Origin of the sequence: Micromonospora sp. NPDC048909 (assembly GCF_040649635.1) — a bacterium.
Taxonomy (GTDB): domain Bacteria; phylum Actinomycetota; class Actinomycetes; order Mycobacteriales; family Micromonosporaceae; genus Micromonospora.
This window is the reverse complement of record NZ_JBEZFU010000009.1, coordinates 50,990-67,330: the sequence shown is the minus strand read 5'-3', so window position 1 is coordinate 67,330 and position 16,341 is coordinate 50,990. Positions and strand designations below refer to the sequence as shown.

At 73.9% G+C, this 16,341-nt stretch carries 17 protein-coding genes; 5 read left to right on the top strand and 12 right to left on the bottom strand.

The window, feature by feature from the left end; translation table 11 throughout:
* Positions 1 to 15: 15 nt before the first annotated feature.
* From AB0C04_RS23190 to AB0C04_RS23180, 3 genes are all read right to left on the bottom strand, one after another.
* On the bottom strand, positions 16 to 1,308 hold the full coding sequence (locus AB0C04_RS23190; RefSeq protein WP_357057942.1) for a cation:proton antiporter: 1,293 nt from the start codon (positions 1,306 to 1,308) through the stop codon (positions 16 to 18).
* A 107-nt stretch (positions 1,309 to 1,415) separates the two neighbouring features.
* A complete protein-coding gene (locus AB0C04_RS23185) occupies positions 1,416 to 2,093 on the bottom strand; it encodes an HAD family hydrolase (protein WP_357057940.1) in 678 nt (225 codons plus the stop codon).
* 44 nt (positions 2,094 to 2,137) lie between these two features.
* Entirely contained in the window at positions 2,138 to 4,267 is a 2,130-nt protein-coding gene (locus tag AB0C04_RS23180) for a SpoIIE family protein phosphatase (protein WP_357057938.1), read from the bottom strand.
* Between the two features lie 267 nt (positions 4,268 to 4,534).
* Here AB0C04_RS23180 and AB0C04_RS23175 point away from each other — a divergent pair, with 267 nt between their 5' ends.
* Positions 4,535 to 5,401, top strand: coding sequence for a hypothetical protein (locus tag AB0C04_RS23175; RefSeq protein WP_357057936.1), 867 nt, complete (start codon positions 4,535 to 4,537; stop codon positions 5,399 to 5,401).
* 78 nt (positions 5,402 to 5,479) lie between these two features.
* Here the strand turns inward: AB0C04_RS23175 and AB0C04_RS23170 are convergent, their stop codons facing one another.
* The gene (locus AB0C04_RS23170) at positions 5,480 to 5,833 is read right to left on the bottom strand and encodes a DUF6401 family natural product biosynthesis protein (RefSeq protein ID WP_357057934.1); all 354 of its coding nucleotides are present in this window, start codon (positions 5,831 to 5,833) and stop codon (positions 5,480 to 5,482) included.
* Between the two features lie 152 nt (positions 5,834 to 5,985).
* On the opposite strand from AB0C04_RS23170, the gene AB0C04_RS23165 reads away from it, so the two are divergent.
* The gene (locus tag AB0C04_RS23165) at positions 5,986 to 6,432 is read left to right on the top strand and encodes a hypothetical protein (protein WP_357057932.1); all 447 of its coding nucleotides are present in this window, start codon (positions 5,986 to 5,988) and stop codon (positions 6,430 to 6,432) included.
* Here AB0C04_RS23165 and AB0C04_RS23160 read toward each other — a convergent pair.
* Positions 6,429 to 6,641, bottom strand: a complete 213-nt coding sequence (locus AB0C04_RS23160) for a hypothetical protein (protein ID WP_357057930.1) — start codon at positions 6,639 to 6,641, stop codon at positions 6,429 to 6,431. The two genes, AB0C04_RS23165 and AB0C04_RS23160, sit on opposite strands and share 4 nt — an antisense overlap.
* A 155-nt stretch (positions 6,642 to 6,796) precedes the next feature.
* Here AB0C04_RS23160 and AB0C04_RS23155 point away from each other — a divergent pair, with 155 nt between their 5' ends.
* Complete coding sequence (locus AB0C04_RS23155) at positions 6,797 to 8,092, top strand: MFS transporter (protein WP_357057928.1); 1,296 nt, start codon at positions 6,797 to 6,799, stop codon at positions 8,090 to 8,092.
* Here the strand turns inward: AB0C04_RS23155 and AB0C04_RS23150 are convergent.
* The 4 genes from AB0C04_RS23150 to AB0C04_RS23135 all read right to left on the bottom strand — a co-directional run bounded on the left by AB0C04_RS23150 (position 8,089) and on the right by AB0C04_RS23135 (position 10,461).
* Positions 8,089 to 8,349, bottom strand: coding sequence for a hypothetical protein (locus tag AB0C04_RS23150; protein ID WP_350873043.1), 261 nt, complete (start codon positions 8,347 to 8,349; stop codon positions 8,089 to 8,091). The two genes, AB0C04_RS23155 and AB0C04_RS23150, sit on opposite strands and share 4 nt — an antisense overlap.
* A gap of 158 nt (positions 8,350 to 8,507) precedes the next feature.
* Positions 8,508 to 8,969 (bottom strand): SRPBCC family protein, encoded by a 462-nt coding sequence (locus AB0C04_RS23145; RefSeq protein ID WP_357057926.1) that lies wholly within the window; start codon positions 8,967 to 8,969, stop codon positions 8,508 to 8,510.
* 49 nt (positions 8,970 to 9,018) lie between these two features.
* A complete protein-coding gene (locus tag AB0C04_RS23140) occupies positions 9,019 to 9,435 on the bottom strand; it encodes a DUF2795 domain-containing protein (RefSeq protein WP_357057924.1) in 417 nt (138 codons plus the stop codon).
* Positions 9,436 to 9,480: 45 nt separating this feature from the next.
* The gene (locus AB0C04_RS23135) at positions 9,481 to 10,461 is read right to left on the bottom strand and encodes a YihY/virulence factor BrkB family protein (RefSeq protein ID WP_357057922.1); all 981 of its coding nucleotides are present in this window, start codon (positions 10,459 to 10,461) and stop codon (positions 9,481 to 9,483) included.
* A 190-nt stretch (positions 10,462 to 10,651) separates the two neighbouring features.
* On the opposite strand from AB0C04_RS23135, the gene AB0C04_RS23130 reads away from it, so the two are divergent.
* Positions 10,652 to 11,053, top strand: a complete 402-nt coding sequence (locus AB0C04_RS23130; protein ID WP_350873039.1) for a ChaB family protein — start codon at positions 10,652 to 10,654, stop codon at positions 11,051 to 11,053.
* A 63-nt stretch (positions 11,054 to 11,116) separates the two neighbouring features.
* Here AB0C04_RS23130 and AB0C04_RS23125 read toward each other — a convergent pair whose 3' ends face one another.
* Positions 11,117 to 12,550, bottom strand: a complete 1,434-nt coding sequence (locus AB0C04_RS23125; RefSeq protein WP_357057920.1) for an aldehyde dehydrogenase family protein — start codon at positions 12,548 to 12,550, stop codon at positions 11,117 to 11,119.
* Between the two features lie 72 nt (positions 12,551 to 12,622).
* Here AB0C04_RS23125 and AB0C04_RS23120 point away from each other — a divergent pair, with 72 nt between their 5' ends.
* Positions 12,623 to 14,227 (top strand): NAD(P)/FAD-dependent oxidoreductase, encoded by a 1,605-nt coding sequence (locus AB0C04_RS23120; RefSeq protein WP_357057918.1) that lies wholly within the window; start codon positions 12,623 to 12,625, stop codon positions 14,225 to 14,227.
* Positions 14,228 to 14,652: 425 nt separating this feature from the next.
* On the opposite strand, the gene AB0C04_RS23115 is transcribed toward AB0C04_RS23120, so the two are convergent.
* A complete protein-coding gene (locus AB0C04_RS23115) occupies positions 14,653 to 15,420 on the bottom strand; it encodes a polyprenol monophosphomannose synthase (protein ID WP_350873036.1) in 768 nt (255 codons plus the stop codon).
* 230 nt (positions 15,421 to 15,650) lie between these two features.
* Entirely contained in the window at positions 15,651 to 16,097 is a 447-nt protein-coding gene (locus AB0C04_RS23110) for an SRPBCC family protein (protein ID WP_357057915.1), read from the bottom strand.
* Positions 16,098 to 16,341 lie beyond the last annotated feature (244 nt).

The following is a 16,341-nucleotide window of genomic DNA, read 5'->3' as shown; positions in this document are numbered from 1 at the left end:
GAGCGCCCGGAGCGGTCAGCTCGCGGCGGTGGCGACGCTGGGCTCGGCGGGTCGTCCCTCGGCCGGGTCCCCGGTGCGTTCCCCGGCCCGGTCCAGCAGTTGCATCACGGGTGTCGCCGCGACGCCGTGCACCACCACCGAGACGATCACCACCAGCCCGACGGTGGCCCAGATCAGCTCGGCCTGCGGGAAGTCGGCCTTCGTGGTCGCGTACGCGAGGTAGTAGAACGAGCCGACGCCGCGGATGCCGAAGAGCGCGATGACCCAGTGCTCGGCCGGTCGGCCGGGAGCGCCGCGCAGCGACAGCCAACCGACCAGCGGCCGGACCACGAAGACCAGCGCCAGCCCGACCGCCGCCGCCGGCCAGGTCAGCGGGCCGAGCAGCCCGCCCACCACGGCACCGCCGAAGAGCAGCAGCAGCAGGACGGTGAGCAGCCGCTCGACCTGCTCGGCGAAGTCGTGCAGCACCGAGTGGAACTCGTGGGTCCGCTCGGCGGCCCGGATCGCCCGGGCGGCCACGAAGACGGCCAGGAAACCGTAGCCGCCGGCGACCTCGACCAGCCCGTACGCCAGGAACGTGGCGGCCAGCGCGAGGAAGCCCTCGGCGTGCCGGGCCAGCCGTAGCTTGCTCGGCGCCCGGAAGAAGAGCTTGCCGAGCAGCCAGCCGATCAGCAGACCGCCACCGACGCCCACCCCGACCTTCCACACCACGTCGACGGTGAACCAGCCGGCCAGCCAGTCACCCGGGGCCAGGCTGGTGGTCGCGATGGCGATCGCCGCGTAGACGAACGGGAACGCCAGCCCGTCGTTCAACCCGGCCTCCGAGGTGAGCGCGAAGCGGACCTCGTCCTCCGAGTCCTCCACGTCGGTCGGCTCGCCGACCTGCACGTCGGAGGCGAGCACCGGGTCGGTCGGGGCGAGCGCGCTGGCGAGCAGCAGCGCGGCCGCCGGCACGAGGCCGGCCCACCACCAGCCGAGCAGGGCCACCGCGGCGATGCAGAGCGGCATCGCGATGGCCAGCAGCCGCCAGGTGGCCGACCACCGCGACCAGCTCAGCGGCCGATCGATCTTCAGCCCCGCGCCCATCAGGGCGACGATCACCCCGATCTCGGTCAGGTGGGTGGTCAGCTCGGGATGGGCCAGCGGATCCGGCGTCGGCAGCCCGGTGGGCAGCAGGAACACCGCCATGCCGAGGCCGAGGAAGGCGATCGGCATGGAGAGCGGCCGGCGTTCCAACACCCTGGGCAGGATCCCGGCGAGCAGGGCGCCGACGCCCACCAGCGCGAAAGCCACGTCTACCGGTTCCACCCGCACCACCCTCCGACCGTGCCCGCGAGGGGCGGGCAGGTGGTGACACACCTTGCCCCGGCGGACCGCCGGCTATGCCTGCCCCTCGCGGCCAACCCCCGGCGGCGTCACCGTGGCCGGGTCAGTGGCGAGTCGTCCAAGGTCGCCAGCAGCGCGGCCGGGTCGTCGTAGACCGCCACCGCGCCCGCCCCGGCCAGCTCGCCCCGGCTGGTGCCGCCGCAGGTCAGACCGACGCACGGGATGTCGAGCTTCCCGGCGGCGGCGACGTCCCAGACCGAGTCGCCGACGAAGACCACCCGCTCGGCGGCCAGCCCGGACTGGTCCAGCGCGGCGATCAGGATGTCCGGCGCCGGCTTGCTCTGCTTCGCGTCGGCCGACGAGGTGACCGCGTCGATGACGTCGTCCGCGTCCAGCGCGCGGCGCAGCGCGCTGACCTCGTGCTCGGCGGCCGAGGTGGCGAGCACCACCCGCAGCCCCCGTTCGGCGCAAGCACGCAGCAGGTCGGCCGCGCCGGGCAGCGGCGTCAGCCGCGCCCAGTACTCGGCGTAGAGGGTGTCGTGCGCGTCGCGCAGCTTCGGGTCGGCGTCTTGGTCACGTTCCGGGCCGAGCAGATGGTCGAGCAGCTTGTCCGAGCCCATCCCGATGGCCCGGTGCACGTCCGCCATCGGCACCGGCCGTTCGGTCTGGCGCAGCGCCTCCCACCAGCTCACGGTGTGCAGGTACGTGGTGTCGACCAGGGTGCCGTCGACGTCGAACAGGACACCTGCCGGATTGTCGGTAGACATGGCCGTCCTCCTACCCGTTGCGGGCCCGCCTGACGCCCCCGGGCTCAGTCAGCCGGGAGGAGGATCTCGAACCACACGGTCGAGCCGCGGACCGTCGGGTCCGTCCCCCAGGCGTCGCTGAGTTCCTCGATCAGCCCCAGCCCGCGGCCGCGGCTGCTCAGCGTGTCGGTCTGCGCCCGGGTGACCGTGCCCCGGGTGCCCGAGTCGGCGACCGAGACCAGCAGCCGTTCGGCGCTGAGGTCGATCTCCACCCGGGCCGCGGTGCCCGCGTGCAGCAGCGCGTTGGTGGTCAGCTCGCTGGTGCAGAGCACGGCCGCGCCGATCACCGACTCCGGCACCTGCCACTCGCCCAGCTGGGCGCTCATCCAGTGCCGGACCCGGCTCGGGGCGGTCGGCTCGGCCGGCACCTCCATGCCCGCCGAGCGGCTCGCCTTCAACGCGTGCTCGACGGCGAGCACGGCGACGTCGTCCTCGGTGGTGCCGGCGACCGCGCCGGTGGCCACCGCGCAGAGCGCCCGCGGGTCGCTGCTGGTGGCCGCGGAGACCGCGGCGGCGAGCGCGCCGAGGCCGGCGGTGAGACTCTGCCGCCGCCGCTCCACCACGCCGTCGCTGTAGAGCAGCAGGGTGTCGCCCGGCGCGAAGCGGACGGTGCCGGTGGCCGGTTGGGAGCCGAGGCCCAGCGGCGCGCCCACCGGCACGTCGAGGAACTCGGCGTAGGGGCGGTCGTCGGGGGTGCCACGGCGGATCAGCGGTGCCGGATGCCCGGCGCTGGCCAGGGTGATCTCCTGCCGTTCGGCGTCGACCACGCCGAAGACCACGGTGACGAAGAGCTCGTGCGTGCCGGCCTCGGCGCCCAGGCTGGTGACCAGCCGGTCCAGCCCGGCCAGCACGGCGTCCGGGCTGGGGTCGGTCAGCGCCAGCGCACGCAGCGCGGCCCGGACCTGCCCCATCCGGGCGGCGGCCTGCACGTCGTGCCCGGCGACGTCGCCGAGCACGATGCCGAGCCGACCGTCGGGCAGCAGGAAGGCGTCGTAGAAGTCCCCGCCGGCGGCGTTGCCGTCGACGCCGGGGTCGTAGCGGGCGGCGATGCGCAGCTGGGGAAGGTCCGGCAGGTGCTCCGGGAGCATGCTGCGTTGCAGCAGCTGGGCGGTGCCGTGCTGGGTCTCGAACCGGCGTGCCCGCTCGGCCGCCTGGCCGATCAGCTCGGCCGAGGCGGCCAGCAGCGCCCGCTCCGCGGCCGACCAGAGACGTGCGGCCTGGTGGCCGACCGACAGCCCGCCGCGTACCACCGTGGCCCGCAGCGGCACCGCGGCCAGCGAGACGATCTTCTGGTCGTGCCGGTCCGCGGCGGCCGCTCGAAGCGGCTGACCGTCGCCGGTGAACAGCGGCGCCCCGGTCGCCGCGGCCTGCACCACCGGGTCGGGCCAGTCGACGGAGGTACGCCGCCACAGCGGGGGAAGCCGCTCATCGGCCTCGTCCATCAGCTCGCCCCGGATCCGCCGGACCATCCGCCAGCCGCCGCCACCCTCGTCCACCGCGAACGCGACCCGGTCGGCGTCGAACGTGGTGATCGCGTAGCGCAGCGCCACCCGGGCGACGTCGTCGAGGGTGAGCGTGCCGGCGAGTGCGGCGGCCACCTCGCTCAGGCTCTGCAACTGCTGAGTGGCGTGGGTGGTCTCGGCGGCCACGTTCAGCACACCGACGATCCGGCCGGTGCTGTCGCGCACCGGCGAGTAACCCCGGGTGAAGACCGCCCGCTCGACCACGCCGCTGCGGCCGCGGACCAGCGGAAGGCTGGTCTCCCGCTCGAGGAAGGTCCCCCCGTCGCGGTGGATCCGACCGATCACGTCCCCGACGCCGGGCAGCTGCCACAGCTCGGCGAACACGTCGCCGGCCGCCCGGCCGACCGCCGCGGGGTGCCGGTCGCCCATCAGCTCGGCGTAGCCGTCGTTGTAGAGCAGGACGCGGTCGTCACCGTGCGCGAGCGCCATCGGCACCGGTGAGGCGAGGATGAGGTCGACGACCGCGCGCACCGCCGGGTCCCACGCCGGCCGCGGGCCGAGCGAGGTGCCGGCCCAGTCGTGGCCGAGTACGACGCCCGCCGCGCCGGTCCCGCCGGGTGCACCGGAGACCGGAGCTGGTGGCGTGGGGACTCGCCCGACCGTTCCTGGCATGCCCGCAGCCTAGCCCGAGCGCCCGCCGACTGTTTCCGATCATGTGCGGTGCGTCGCGAGCGTCGTTGCGGGTTCCGGACGAGCACGTGGTGCGGGCCGCGGTTGCGGCGCGGGCGCGGTGGCCACCCGGCGATGCCCTCACGGGCGTTCCGGCAGGTCAGGGTAGTTGTGGCCCGACTTGTCGGAAAAATCCCGTGGATCCGCCCGGCGTGCCGCTCAAGGGACTGGGTAAGCCGCGGCGCAGAGCATGTGACAGGGAGGGACAACATGCGGGAAACCCTGGCGGTGCAGCAGGTCGATATCGGAAATGCCGTCTCCGACGCGTGGCGGGAGGTGCTGCTCTTCGTGCCGAAGGCCGTCGCCTTCATCGTGATCCTGGTGATCGGGTGGATCATCGCCCGGGTCGTCCTGAAGGTCGTGGACACGGTGCTGGAGCGACTGGGCTTCGACAAGGCGGTCGAGCGGGGCGGGATCAAACGCGCGCTCGAGCGCAGCAAGTACGACGCCAGCGACATCCTGGCAAGGCTCGCGTACTACGCGGTGCTGCTGTTCACCCTGCAGTTCGCCTTCGGGGTGTGGGGTCCGAACGCGATCAGTGACCTGATCCGGGGCGTGGTGGCCTGGCTGCCACGGGCCTTCGTGGCGATCATCATCGTGGTGGTGGCGGCCGCGATCGCGAACGCCGTACGCGATCTGGTAAGCGGGGCGCTCGGTGGACTGTCGTACGGCCGGGTCCTGGCCGACCTGGCCGCGATCTTCGTCATCGCGCTCGGCATCATCGCGGCGCTGAACCAGGTGGGCATCGCCACCACGGTGACCACGCCGGTGCTGATCGCGTTCCTGGCCACGGTGGCCGGCATCCTGATCATCGGTGTCGGTGGTGGTCTGGTGCGACCGATGCAGTCCCGCTGGGACCGCTGGCTGGACCGGGCGGCGGAGGAGTCCCGGGCGGTGCAGGCGCACCGGCAGGCCAGGGCGGCCGGGCGCGGCGACGTCGAGCGGCAGATGGCCGACCGGACCGGTGCCGAGCGCACCCAGGCCGCCCGGGAGGCGCAGCAGTCGACGATGGCCGGCGGACAGGGCACCTACCAGTCCGGCAACGTCACCGACGAGACCCAGCAGTTCCGGCCCTAGGGCCGGAAGGGGTGGCACCGGGGAGGGGTCCGCGCGCGGCGCGGGCGCCCTCCCCACGTCGTGTCCGGCGCCCGGGCGTCAGCCGTGGCCGAGCGGGCGGGCCAGTGCGCAGACCGCGAGCAGCCGGGTGAGCAGCCAGTCGGGGTCGGACCAGTCGACCGGGCCGGCGGGCGGTTGCCAGCCGTGCTCGAGCGCGGCGGCGCGGACGCCCTCCGCGTAGCCGGCCAGCGCCGCCACGGTCAGTGGCAGCCGGTCGGAGTCGAGGCTGTCCCGCACGGCCGCCGCATGCTGGTCGACCAGGGCGAGCAGGCCGGGCCGCTCGGCCGCGGCGGCGAGCCCCGCGGCGCCGACGGCGACGGTCAGGGCGGCAAGGGTGGACCGCGCCGAGTCGACGGCGGTACGGGAAACGACCCGGTTGAACGGCACACGCATGGGGAACGAGGCTAACCGACCCCAACCCCGGTCGACCTCGGCCGCCCGGTCGGTGTGCGCCCGGCCACCGGCTCGCCGAACTGGCCGACCGGGCCAGCCCGGGGCGGGGTGGAACCGGCCGGACGGGCCCGGCACGGAGCAGGGAGGCACGGATGGGGCAGCAGGACGGACCCGACGAACAGCATCGCCGGCCGGCCGGGGTCGGCGACGAGACGGTGGCCGCGCTCGGCAAGCTCAGCGAAGCCCTGGAGTGCGTGGAGCGGGCCCGTGGGCACCTCTACTCGCTGCACCAGCTGATCGGGCACGCCGATCTGATGCTGGACGACGCGGTCGAGCAGTTTCGCTCCGCCGGGCACCCGGAGATCGCCGAGCGGATCTCCGACGAGCTGCTGGGGCGCAACGTCATCGCCGGCCGGTGGACGTTCCAGATCGTCGAGGACTTCGACGACGGCTACTACGCACTCTTCCGAGAGCTGGACCGGCGGGCCCGCGAGCAGTTGGTCGACGGCCGGCGTCACCTCTACGAGGCGGAGATGAAGGAACGACGGCGCACCCGGGGCCGCCCCGGGCACGAGGCGCGCCCGGGTGCCGCCGGCTAGTCGCCGGAGCTGGCGCCGGCCGGGCGCCGGCGGGCGGCGTCATCGGCGATGATCACTGTGGCCACCATCAGCGCGACGCAGAGGCTGAACAGCCAGGAGTCGTCGGAGACGAGCCAGGCCGAGACGGGCGCCTGGAGCGCGGCCAGCAGGAAGCCGAGCCAGGCGAGGCGGCGCTGACGTGGGGAGAGGATGCCGGAACCCTGTTGCATCCCGAAAGTCTTACGCGACACGGCCGGATTGCCGTCGTCCGTTCGGCCGATTCTGGATGAGCTGTCCGTTTTCCCGACCATCCGGGCGTCATTTCTTGTCGTGACGGGGGACCCGGCCGCCACCGGCCGCCGGTCCGGGCGGAAGATGTTCGTCCGTGTCCACCACCCCCGCGCCGCCCCGGGCATCCCTGCTCCTGCTGGCCTACCTAGCCTTCGTCAGCCTCGGCCTGCCGGACGGGCTGATCGGGGTCGGCTGGCCGTCGATCCGGGCCGACTTCGGCGTGCCGACCGAGGCGGTCGGCCTCGTGCTCACCGCCGGCACCGCCGGATACCTCACCTCGAGCGTGCTGGCCGGCTTCACGCTGGCCCGGCTCGGGGTGGGCTGGCTGCTCGCCGGCAGCACCCTGCTGGCCAGCCTGGCGCTGACCGGCTACACGGTCAGCCCCGGCCTGGCCCTGATGATCGGCTGCGCGCTCGTGCTCGGGTTGGGCTCCGGCGCGATCGACTCCGGGCTCAACGCGTACGCGGCCGGCGCGTTCGGGCCGCGACACATGAACTGGATGCACGCGTTCTTCGGGCTCGGTGTGGCGATCGGTCCACTGATCATGACCAGTGCGCTCAGCCTTGGGCTGGCCTGGCGGTGGGGGTACGGCATCGTGGCCGTGGCGCAGCTCGCCCTCGCCGCCGCCTTCGCGCTCAGCGTTCGGGCCTGGCGGGACAGGTCCCGCCCGGCGATCCCGGACGCGCCCGCCGCGGTCGCCGACGCGGCCTCGGGGCCGGTGGGGTCGCTCGGTGTGGCGCCGACCGCCAGCACCACCGACGCCGACCGTGCGGCCGTCGGCACCGCCGGGCCGCCGATCTCCCGGCCCGTGCCGGTACGGGAGACGCTGCGGCTGCCGGCCGTCTGGCTGGGCGCGGTCGCGTTCGCGCTGTACGTGGCGATCGAGGTCGCCGCTGGGCTCTGGGCCTTCCTGCTGCTCACCGAGGGGCGGGGACTGGCCGACGCCACGGCCGGTCTCTGTGTCTCCGCGTACTGGGGCAGCCTCTTCCTCGGACGGGTGGTGCAGGGGGTGGTGGCCGAGCGGCTGGGCGCGGCCCAGGTCCTGCGGGGCAGCCTGCTCGGGATGGCCGCCGGTGCCGCGCTGATCGCGCTGCCCGCCCCGGCCTGGGTGGCGGTGGCCGGGCTCGTCGTGGTCGGCTTCGCCGCGGCCCCGGTCTTCCCGCTGCTGACCCTCACCACCGCCGACCGGGTCGGCGCGGCGCACGCGGACCGGACCATCGGGCTGCAGATCGGCGCGGCCGGGCTCGGCGGGGCACTGGTCCCGGCCGGGATCGGAGTTCTGCTCGGCAACGTCTCGGTGCAGGCGCTGGGGCCGGCGCTGTTCGTGCTCGCTGTCGCGCTGATCGCCCTGCACGCGGCCGCTTCGCGCCGACCCGGGGTCGCGCGCTAGCCGTTGTCCGGGCCGGTGCGGCCGGTGGTCGACGGCCGGTAGGCGCGATCCGGGTCGGTCGGCTCCCGGCCGGCGCCGGCGGCCTGCCCACCCCGGTCCGCCGCCTCCGGCCCGTGCCCGAACGCGGCCTCCTCACCGGCGTCGTTGCCGGTGACGTCGTCGGCCTGCCCGTCGATGCTCGAGCCTGCGACGGCCCGCTCCAGTTCCTCCAGCGGAGTCCGTTCCTCGTCCCGCCACACTCTGCCGTCGTCCGTCATGTCTTCGCGGTACCCCCGGGCCGTGATCGCAAACGGCGCCGGGGGCGCAAACGGCGCACGGGCGCAGACGGCTCAGGCGCGGACGGCTCCGGGGCGCACGGCGATGGCCGCCGGAGTTCCGGCGGCCATCGGAGGTTCGTCTTCCCGGGGGATGGGGGTCACGGCTGCGGGCGGTCGACCTTCCCGCGCCAGGCGCCCGTCTCCTGACGGCGGCGCTCGATGAACTGCTTGAACCGCTCCAGGTCGCCCTTGGCGCGCCGGTCGACGATGCCGAGCTTGTCACCGGCCTTCTCGACCACGCCGTGCGGCTCGAACTCGAGCTGCAGGGTGACCCGGGTGTTCGTCTCGTCCAGGCGGTGGAAGGTCACCACGCCGGCCTGCTGGGTGCCGCCGGTGGAGCGCCAGGCGACCCGCTCGTCGGGAAGCTGTTCGGTGATCTCGGCGTCGAACTCGCGCTTCACCCCGGCGATCTCGACGGTCCAGTGGGTCATCGTGTCCGACAGCTGGCGGACCTCCTGCACCCCCTCCATGAAGTGGGGGAACTCCTCGAACTGGGTCCACTGGTCGTACGCGGTCCGCACCGGGACGGAGACGTCCACATGTTCGGTCACGCCACTCATCAGCATCCTCCTCAGTTCGCCGCGGCCGGCCGGGTCGGGTCCCGGCCGGTCACCAGCGAGTCGTCTCGTTCTTGTTGCCGAGCGCGGCCCAGACCTCGGAGATCGTCTGGTACCGGGTCCCCTCCGGCAGGCGCTCCAGGTCGGCGATGATGTCGTCCGGCGCTTCGTTGCTCTGCGCGTTGGCGATCAGCGCCTCGCGGTCGCCGGGCAGGGCGGTCATCGTGATGAACCGTCCGAACCGGCTGCGCCGCTCGACGTCCTGCGAGCTCATTCCCTTGGGTGCGCCGCTGCGCAGCTCACCCGCGGGCGCCGTGGTCGCCTCCGGCTGGTCCTCGCCCGCCGGCTCCGGCACGCGCGACTCGTCGACTCGCGAGCCGCCGGTTCCCGGCCCCTGGACGAGGCCGGCCACCTCCTGGCTCATCTGCTCGTCGATCCTCGGTCCGTGCTTGCTGTTGCCACGCTCCATGCCTTCTGCGCTACCCGTCGAGACCGGCGCTAAACCGGCAAGCGGTCATGAACCGGCCGGTGCCCGGGGCGGCAGCACGGGCTCCTCGGGCGCTGACTCGCCGGCCTGCAACCGCCGTCCCCGCTGCAGTTCGGCGTTGATCTGCACGCCCAACATCAGCGCCGAGTTTGACAGGTAGAGCCAGACCAGGAACGCGATGACCGCACCGAGGCTGCCGTAGGTGGCGTCGTACGAGCCGAAGTTGGCCACGTAGAGGCCGAAGCCGAAGGAGGCCACCGCCCAGGCGACCAGCGCGACCGCTCCGCCCGGAGTCAGCCAGCGGAACCGGGGCTGACGCACGTTCGGGGCGATCCAGAACAGCAGCGACAGCAGCACCATCATGATCAGGGCGAGCACCGGCCACTTGGCCACGCCCCACACCGTGCGGGCCAGGCCGCCGGCGTTGACCAGGTCGCCCACCGCGTCGGCGACCGGCCCGCTCACGATCAGCCCGACGGCCACCACGGCGAGCAGCACCAGCGTGACCGCGGCCAGCCCGATCTGCATCGGGCGCAGCTTCCAGACCGGCCGCCCCTCGGTCACCCCGTAGATCGCGTTGGAGGCGCGGGTGAACGCGCCGATGAACCCGGACGCGGACCAGAGCGCGCCGAGCAGACCGAAGCTCAGCAGCACCTTCGCCGAACTCTCCTGGTCGACCACGTCGCGGACCACGCCGACGAACCCCTCGTTCGCCACCACCGAGCCGGCGCCCATCTGCCGCGCCAGGTCCAGCACCGTGTCCACCGTGCGCTCGCCCTCGGAGACCAGCCCGACCAGCGAGACCACCACGACGGCGGACGGGAAGAGCGCGAGCACCCCGTAGTAGGTGAGCGCGGCGGCCCAGTCGGCGCAGTTGTCCGAGAAGAAGTTCCGCACACTGCGGACCAGCACCCCGCGCCAGGTCCGCCAGCTCAGTTGCCGGATCCGCCGGGGCAGGCGCGGTCCCCGCTGGTCACCGAGCGTCGCGCCGGGGTCCGTCGTCGTCATGTGCCGCTCCCTGTGCCCCCGACCGCCGGATGGTCCGGTCCGTCCGGCTGAGCCTGGCCCGGCCGGTACCCAGGGCGGAAAGCCCGTAAACGGGCCGGGGCCGGGCGGACGTGCCGGCGGTTTGCGGGGCCCGGTCGGGGGAACGGTCAGATGAGGATCGTGAGCACCCGTCGACGCGGAGGAGGACGAGATGCCCGGGCGCGAGGTACTGCCCAGCACGCTGCGGCGCTCCCCGGACAAGGCGCAGCGCACCTGGGAGAAGACACACGACTCGGCGGTGGAGACGTACGGCGAGGGCGAGCGGTCGCACCGCGCCGCCTTCGCCGCCGTGAAGCACGAGTTCGAGAAGGTCGGCGACCACTGGGAGCCGAAGGGGCGCAAGGGCCCCAGCGACCGGCAGGCGGCCGGCGGTGGCCCGGCGCGCCGCGCGCCCACCGCGGGCGGCGTGGACGCCAACGCCACCAAGGACCATCTGATGGAGGTCGCCCGCAAGCTGGACGTGCCGGGCCGGTCCCGGATGAACAAGCCGGAACTGGTCAAGGCGATCGAGAAGGCCAACAACCGGCAGACCGCCAAGGCGCGGGGCCGCTGACGCCGATCGAGAAGTGCCGTGCGGGGTGGCTGTCCGGAGACGGGCGGCCACCCCCTCGTTCGGTCACCAGTGCCCGCCGCCCGGCGCCTCGATGTGCACGGCCTTGGTGGCGGTGAACTCGTCGAGCAGCTCTGGGCCGTACCCGAAGCCCTGGCCGCTGCCGCGCCGTGGGTGCGCGGCGCCGCCCGGCGCGCCGCCGAAGACCGCGTTGACCTTCACGGTGCCCACCGGCAGCTCCTTCCAGGCCCGCTGCGCATGGCTCATCGAGCCGGTCAGCACCGTGGCGCCCAACCCGTACGGCGAGTCGGCCGCGCACCGCAGCGCCTCGCTGAACGAGTCGACGACCACCACCGGGGCGACCGGGCCGAACGTCTCCTCGCGCACCAGCGGCATCTCGTGGCGGCAGTCGGTGACCACGGTCGCCGGGTAGAACGCGCCCGGCCCGTCCGGCAGCGTGCCGCCGGTGCGGATCCGCGCCCCCTGCGCCACTGCCGCCGTCACCTGGCCGTGCACCCGGTCGCGGTGCTGCCGGTCGACCAGCGGGCCCAGCTCGGTCGCCGGGTCGCGGCCCGACCCCATCCGCAGCGCCTTGGCCCGGTCGACCAGCGCGGCCACGAAGTCCTCGGCCACGTCCCGGTGGGCGTAGATCCGCTCCACCGCGACGCAGATCTGGCCGGCGTTGGCGAACGCGCCCAGCGCGGCCTCCCCGGCCGCCCAGACCGGGTCCACCCCGGCGTCGACGATGAGCGGGTCGCTGCCGCCGTTCTCCAGCAGCACCTTCGCGCCGGTGCGCGCGGCGGCAGCGGCGATCGCCCGGCCGGTCTCGGTGGAGCCCACGTGCGCCACCAGGTCCACCTCCTGGGCGGCCAGCGCCGCACCGGTCTCCGCCGCGCCGGTGAGCAGGGAGAGCACTCCGGGCGGCAGCGCCTGGTCCAGCGCCCGGGCCAGCAGCCAGCCGGTGGCCGGGGTGCGTTCGCTCGGCTTGTAGAGCACCACGTTGCCGGTGACCAGGGCCGCGCCCAGCAGCCCGCAGGAGACCGCCACCGGGTCGTTCCACGGGGTGATCGCGGCGACGACGCCGCGGGGCTGCGGTGCCATGAAGTCGATGGCGTGGTGACCGCCGTGCAGGGTCCGCCCGCCGCGCATCGGCGCCAGTTCGGCGTACTGTCGCAGGGTGCCGATGCCCGCCTCGACGCCACCGCGGGCGTCCGCCAACGGTTTGCCCATCTCCGCGGTGACCGCCGCGGTCAGCTCCTCGGACATCGCCTCGACCGCGTCCGCGGCGCGGTGCAGGGCCGCCGCCCGCTCTGCCGGCGCGGTGCCCGCCCACTCCGCCGCGACCTCACGGGCCGCCTCCACCGCCTTGCCGACCACGTCGGCCGTCGCCATCGGCGCCGAGCTGACCGGCGAGCCGTCGGTCGGGTCGTGCACGACCAGCTCGCCCTCCTCGCCGCCCGCTCCCCAGACTCCACCGATGAGCTGCGCAACCGTGTACATGCGGCGCTGGATGCCCCGGTCTTGCCGAGACAAACGCGTTTCGCCTGGTTGCGCCCGGGGTAGGCGGGTCGGATGACTCCCACCGGCGCGGAGAGCGCGGACGCCGTCGTCGTCGGGGCCGGGCACAACGGTCTGGTGGCGGCCAACATGCTGGCCGACGCGGGCTGGGACGTGGTGGTGCTGGAGGCGACCGGGACGCCCGGCGGCGCGGTGCGTTCGGCCGAGGTGACCGCGCCGGGCTACCTGAGCGACCTGTACAGCTCGTTCTACCCGCTCGGCTACGCCTCCCCGGTGCTGCGACGCCTCGACCTGGGCCGTTATGGGCTGACCTGGCGGCACGCCCCGGACGTGCTGGCCCACCTGATGCCCGACGACCGGGCCGCGGTGATCAACCGGGATCCCGAGGTCACCGCGGCGTCGCTGGAGGCGTTCGCGCCCGGCGACGGTCAGCGTTGGCTGACCGCGTACGGCGACTGGATCAAGGTCGCCGAGCCGATGCTGGAGGCGATCACCACCCCGTTCCCGCCGGTGCGAGGTGGGCTGACCCTGCTGCGCCGGCTGCGGATCTCCGGCGCGCTGCGGCTCGCCCGGCGGTTGGTGGTGCCGGTCCGCAAGCTGGGCGAGGAGGTCTTCGACGGCCCCGGCGGGCCCGCGCTGCTGGCCGGCTGTGCGCTGCACACCGACCTGTCCCCGGAGGAGGCCGGCTCCGGGGTGTACGGGTGGCTGCTCGCCATGCTCGGCCAGCAGGTCGGCTGGCCGGTGCCGGACGGCGGCTCGCAGCGGATCACCGACGCCCTGGTGGCCCGGCTGAGCGAGCGTGGTGGCCGGATCCTCTACGGCGCCCGGGTGGACCGGGTGCTCACCGCCCGGGGCCGGGCGATGGGGGTACGCACCGACGGCGGCGCGCTCTGGCGGGCCCGCCGGGCGGTGCTCGCCGACGTCCCCGCCCCGGCGCTCTACCTCGACCTGGTCGGCGCGGCGGCGCTGCCGCCCCGCTTGGTGGAGGACCTGGCGCACTTCCGCTGGGACGGCTCCACGCTCAAAATGGACTGGGCGCTCTCCGCGCCGGTGCCGTGGCGTAACCGGGCGGTGGCGACCGCCGGCACCGTGCACCTCGGCGCGGACGTGGACGGATTGACCCTCTATTCAGCAGCGCTGGCCCGCGGGGAGCTGCCGCGGGATCCGTTCCTGCTGGTCGGCCAGATGACCCTGGCCGATCCGAGTCACTCCCCGCCGGGCACCGAGTCGCTCTGGTCGTACACCCACCTGCCGTTCCGCCGGGAGTGGCGGGCGGAGGAGATCGCCGAGCACGTCGAGCGGATGGAGCGGGTGCTGGAGGAGGCCGCGCCCGGCTTCCGCAGCCTGATCGTCGGACGGCACGTGGCCGGCCCGGTCGAGTTGGAGCAGGGCGACCCGAGCCTGGTGGGCGGCGCGGTCGGCGGCGGCACCTCGGCCGCGTACCAGCAGCTGTTCCTGCGCCCGATCCCCGGCCTCGGCCGGGCGGACACCCCGGTCGACCGGCTCTTCCTGGCCAGCGCGTCCGCGCATCCCGGCGGTGGGGTGCACGGCGCGCCCGGTGCGAACGCCGCCCGGGCCGCACTGGCTCGCGACGGCGCCCTGACCGGCCCCCTTTACGCGACCACGATCGGCGCGGCCAATCGCGCGATCTACAGCTGAGCTGCCGCCCGCTGACCGCCGCCCGCTGAGCTGTCGCCCGCCGAGCTGCTGCTCGCTGACCGCCGCCCCGCGTTCCGCCGGCACGCCGCCGCCTGCCGCTCCGGAGCAGCCGCAACGGGCGGCGCGCCGGCAACGGTTACTGGGCGGGAGGCAGGCGCCGCCCCGGGGACACCACCTCCGACGCCTTTGCTCTGCTTCAGCCGAGGCAACAGCCACCCTGGGTGACAGCCCGCACGGGCGTGCCTGTCCCACCGTTCGCGACCGGCCAGCTCAGCGTGGTGTTGCCTCGGCTGAAGCAGAGCAAAGCGCGGAGCGTGCAGCGCCCTGGCCGGGAGCGCTAGCTACCGAGGGTGATCTGACGCTGAGTGACCGCGCCGTTGGTCGTCCGGCCCGCCCGGCAGTCCGGGCGGGCCCGGCCGATGCGCTCAGCGCTCGATGTTGCGGTGCTTGCTGCGCAGCTTGAACGGCATCAGCGCACTCTCGATCTTCGTGGCGGTGGTCATCTTCGAGTCACCGTCCCGGCGCTCCTCGAAGCGGATCGGCACCTCCAGGATGGTGTGCCCGAGCCGGGTGGCGAGATAGTGCATCTCCACCTGGAAGCTGTAGCCGTTGGACTGCACCCGCTCCAGGCCGATGTCCCGCAGCGCGTCCGCCCGCCAGATCTTGAAGCCGGCGGTGAGGTCGCGGATCCGCACTCGCAGCAGGGTGTGCACGTAGAGGTTCGCCCAGCCGCTGAGCGCGCGCCGGTACAGCGGCCAGTTCTCGTCCAGCTCACCGCCGGGCACGTACCGCGAGCCGATCACCACGCCCGCCTGCGTCGACAGCAGCGCGCCCAGCATGCCCGGCAGCGCCGCCGGCGGGTGGGAGAGGTCGGCGTCCATCTGCGCCACGTACTCGGCGCCGCCGTCGAGGGCGCGGCTTATCCCGTCCACGTACGCCCGGCCGAGGCCCTCCTTGCCCGGGCGGTGCACCACCTCCACCCGGTCCGGGTGCTCGATGGCCAGCTTGTCCGCCACCTCGCCGGTGCCGTCCGGCGAGTTGTCGTCGGCGACCAGGATCTTCAGGCCCGGCAGCGGCAGGGCGAGGAGCCGCTCGACCAGCACCGGGAGGTTCCCCGCCTCGTTGTAGGTGGGGACCACGACGGTCAGGCGTGCGTCCCGCCACGGGGCGGGCAACTGCACGGGTTCGATCATGACGGACATCCTCGGTTTGCGGACAGGGATTCACTGAGAGGGTATCCAGTTGCCGCTTCGTCGTCGTAAAGGCTCCCCATCCGGTGGTTGTGCGGAGGCCGACGAGCGCTCTCGCGGGGGCATCGGGGAGCGGAATCAGCGGCGGTGACGGGCCACGCCGGCGAGGGCGAGAGCCCGGGCGACCGCGTGGCCCACCCCCGCGCTCGCCCCGGTGACCACCACGACCTGGGTCATCGCTGGGTCTTCTGCCGAGTGGCGATGTCCGAGAGCCGGTTGAGCGTCTCCCGGTTGCGCAGGTGCAGCACCAGGTCGTTGAGCTTGTTGCGGACCCAGCGCAGTGGCCCCGCGGCGAAGTCCTCCCCGATCCGCACGCGGGTGGCGTGCTCGCCGACCGGTTCCAGCGTGAACGTCACGATCGCCTCACCGGCCGGCCAGAGCCCGGCGCGCAGCACCAGCCGGTGCGGCGGCTCGGAGTGCAGCACCGTCGAGGCGTCCTGCAACGAGACCGGCCACGGTCCGGCGCGGTGGTGCAGCTGGCTGCCGACCCGTGGCCAGTCGTCGTCCACGTCCCGGACGTGCGTGGTGCCGACCACCCAGTCGCTGTACGTCCACCCGTCGGCGAGCACGTCGAAGACCTGCTGCGGGGGAGCCTCGATAACTTTCTCCACAGTCGCCACAGCATCCCCGTACCCGCCCACCGACCGGGGCTAACGATGCCGACGGGTTAGCTTCTCGGGGGCGACGGGTAACGCCAGCGCGGGCGGCCGTGCGTGGGCGCCGGCGCGCGCGGTGGTCCTGCCGCGTCGAAGATGATGTTTACTCCCCGGGGCGCCGGGAACCCGCCGGCTGTGCGACAGGACCAGGTGAAGCCGGATCAGCGCAGGTCAGCCCGGGTTTTTGCCGGTGCTGGCCGGGCTGGGT

What these genes read in the sequence shown, in the direction of transcription:
- AB0C04_RS23185 (WP_357057940.1), bottom strand. Translation starts at nt 2,093, where the DNA reads ATGTCTACCGACAATCCGGCAGGTGTCCTGTTCGACGTCGACGGCACC.
- AB0C04_RS23180 (WP_357057938.1), bottom strand. Translation starts at nt 4,267, where the DNA reads ATGCCAGGAACGGTCGGGCGAGTCCCCACGCCACCAGCTCCGGTCTCC.
- AB0C04_RS23175 (WP_357057936.1), top strand. Translation starts at nt 4,535, where the DNA reads ATGCGGGAAACCCTGGCGGTGCAGCAGGTCGATATCGGAAATGCCGTC.
- AB0C04_RS23170 (WP_357057934.1), bottom strand. Translation starts at nt 5,833, where the DNA reads ATGCGTGTGCCGTTCAACCGGGTCGTTTCCCGTACCGCCGTCGACTCG.
- AB0C04_RS23165 (WP_357057932.1), top strand. Translation starts at nt 5,986, where the DNA reads ATGGGGCAGCAGGACGGACCCGACGAACAGCATCGCCGGCCGGCCGGG.
- AB0C04_RS23160 (WP_357057930.1), bottom strand. Translation starts at nt 6,641, where the DNA reads ATGCAACAGGGTTCCGGCATCCTCTCCCCACGTCAGCGCCGCCTCGCC.
- AB0C04_RS23150 (WP_350873043.1), bottom strand. Translation starts at nt 8,349, where the DNA reads ATGACGGACGACGGCAGAGTGTGGCGGGACGAGGAACGGACTCCGCTG.
- AB0C04_RS23145 (WP_357057926.1), bottom strand. Translation starts at nt 8,969, where the DNA reads ATGAGTGGCGTGACCGAACATGTGGACGTCTCCGTCCCGGTGCGGACC.
- AB0C04_RS23140 (WP_357057924.1), bottom strand. Translation starts at nt 9,435, where the DNA reads ATGGAGCGTGGCAACAGCAAGCACGGACCGAGGATCGACGAGCAGATG.
- AB0C04_RS23135 (WP_357057922.1), bottom strand. Translation starts at nt 10,461, where the DNA reads ATGACGACGACGGACCCCGGCGCGACGCTCGGTGACCAGCGGGGACCG.
- AB0C04_RS23130 (WP_350873039.1), top strand. Translation starts at nt 10,652, where the DNA reads ATGCCCGGGCGCGAGGTACTGCCCAGCACGCTGCGGCGCTCCCCGGAC.
- AB0C04_RS23125 (WP_357057920.1), bottom strand. Translation starts at nt 12,550, where the DNA reads ATGTACACGGTTGCGCAGCTCATCGGTGGAGTCTGGGGAGCGGGCGGC.
- AB0C04_RS23120 (WP_357057918.1), top strand. Translation starts at nt 12,623, where the DNA reads ATGACTCCCACCGGCGCGGAGAGCGCGGACGCCGTCGTCGTCGGGGCC.
- AB0C04_RS23115 (WP_350873036.1), bottom strand. Translation starts at nt 15,420, where the DNA reads ATGATCGAACCCGTGCAGTTGCCCGCCCCGTGGCGGGACGCACGCCTG.